Annotated in this window: 2 protein-coding genes; one reads left to right on the top strand and one right to left on the bottom strand. The window is 68.4% G+C overall.

The annotated features are described in order from the left end of the window. Positions 1 to 112: 112 nt before the first annotated feature. Positions 113 to 985 carry an NAD(P)-dependent oxidoreductase gene (locus tag AC6RA4_RS15870; RefSeq protein WP_500161946.1) on the bottom strand — a complete coding sequence of 291 codons (873 nt, stop codon included), beginning with the start codon at positions 983 to 985 and terminating at the stop codon, positions 113 to 115. A gap of 114 nt (positions 986 to 1,099) precedes the next feature. Here AC6RA4_RS15870 and AC6RA4_RS15875 point away from each other — a divergent pair. Beyond that, positions 1,100 to 1,850, top strand: a 751-nt coding sequence (locus AC6RA4_RS15875; RefSeq protein WP_500161948.1) for a penicillin acylase family protein, incomplete at its 3' end; no start/stop codon positions are given.

Genomic DNA, 1,850 nt, shown 5'->3' on the forward strand with positions numbered 1-1,850 from the left:
CGCCGGGGCGCGCTTACCCCCGGGATATTTGTGGCCAGAAGAAACAGGGGGCGGAGCGCTTCTGGTTTCTTCTGGCCCTAAATATCCCCGCCGGAGGCATCCGAGGGTGCCGTCAGCCGAACGCCTTGAGGCGCTTGATGAGCGAAGAGGTGTCCCAGCGGCCACCGCCCATGCTCTGTACATCCTTGTAGAATTGATCGACCAGCGCGGTGACCGGCAGCGCGGCGCCGATCTCTTCGCCGGTGGCGAGGCAGATGGCGAGATCCTTGCGCATCCAGTCGACCGCGAAGCCGTGCTCGAAGTGATCGTCGAGCATCGTCTCGTAGCGGTTGACCATCTGCCACGAGCCCGCGGCGCCGCCGCCGATCACGTCGACCACGGCACGCCCGTCGATTCCGGCCTTCTCCGCGAAGGCCAGCCCCTCGGAGAGCCCCTGCACCAGTCCCGCGATGCAGATCTGGTTGACCATCTTGCATTTCTGCCCGGCGCCGCTGTCGCCGATGCGCTTGCAGAGCTTGGCATAGGCGTCGATCACCGGGGCGGCGCGGTCGTAATCCGCCTGGTCGCCGCCGCACATCACCACAAGCTGGCCGTTCTCGGCTCCCGCCTGGCCGCCGGACACCGGCGCGTCGACGAAGCCCGCGCCCTGCTCCTTGGCGATGGCGTAGAGTTCCTGCGTCACCATCGAGCTCACCGTGGTGTGATCGACGAAGAGCGCGCCGTCGCCCATGCCGGCAAAGGCGCCGTCCTCGCCGAGGCAGACCGAGCGCAGGTCGTCGTCGTTGCCGACGCAGGCCATCACGAACTCCGCGCCCGCCGCCGCCTCGCGCGGGGTGGCGGCCATCGCGCCGCCGTGCTCGGCCACCCATTTCTCCGCCTTGGCCGTGCTGCGGTTGTAGACCGTGACCTCGTGACCCGCCGCCACCATGTGGCCGGCCATCGGGTATCCCATCACCCCAAGACCCAGGAACGCGCATTTCGCCATGGGTAAACCTCCCGTTATCGCTGTGCTTTGCACTTTGTCGCCGCTGCCCCGCCCCTTGGCAAGGGGGCGGCGGCGCGCTAAGCCCCGGAAAACCGGACAGCAGGGGTTTTCCCAATGGCGACACTCTTTCGATGGCTCCTGAGATTTGCCTCGATGGCGATCATGCTGTCGGTGATCGTGGTGCTGCTGGTCTACTACCTCGCCTCGCGCTCGCTGCCCGAATACGACAAGGAGCTCGCCGTGACCGGCCTGGCGGGCGAGATCGAGATCGTGCGCGACAACGCGGCGGTGCCGCATATCTTCGCCGGGAGCGACGCGGACGCCTATTTCGGCCTCGGCTACGCCCATGCCCAGGACCGCATGTGGCAGATGGTGCTGATGCGGCGCACCGCGCAGGGCCGGCTTTCAGAGGTCTTCGGGCGGCGCACGCTCGACACCGACATCCTGATGCGCAGGCTCGATCTCTATACCGCCGCCACCCGCTCGGTCTCGGCGCAGGACGCGGCCACGACCGAGGCGCTGCGCGCCTATGCCGCCGGGGTCAATGCCCGCATCGCCGAGATCAACGACCAGAGCCTCGGGCGCGGGGCGCCGGAGTTCTTCCTGTTCAACGCCCCCGTTGCCCCCTGGCAGCCGGCGGATTCGCTGGCGGTCATCAAGCTGATGGCGCTGCAGCTCTCGGGCCAGTTCCGCGACGAGATCCTGCGCGCCCGCACCTCGCTGCTGCTGCCCGATCCCGACCGGCTGGCCGACATCCTGCCCGACATGCCCGGGCAAGGCACCGCCGCCCTGCCCGACTATGCCAGCCTGTTTCCGGGCGCTGACCTGCCGCGCTTCGCCGCCGCCAGCGAGTCCCCGCGCGATC

The organism is Salipiger sp. (assembly GCF_059781815.1).

Bases quoted from the DNA above. Each gene is read 5' to 3' on its own strand.
- AC6RA4_RS15870 (WP_500161946.1), bottom strand. From the start codon at position 985: ATGGCGAAATGCGCGTTCCTGGGTCTTGGGGTGATGGGATACCCGATG.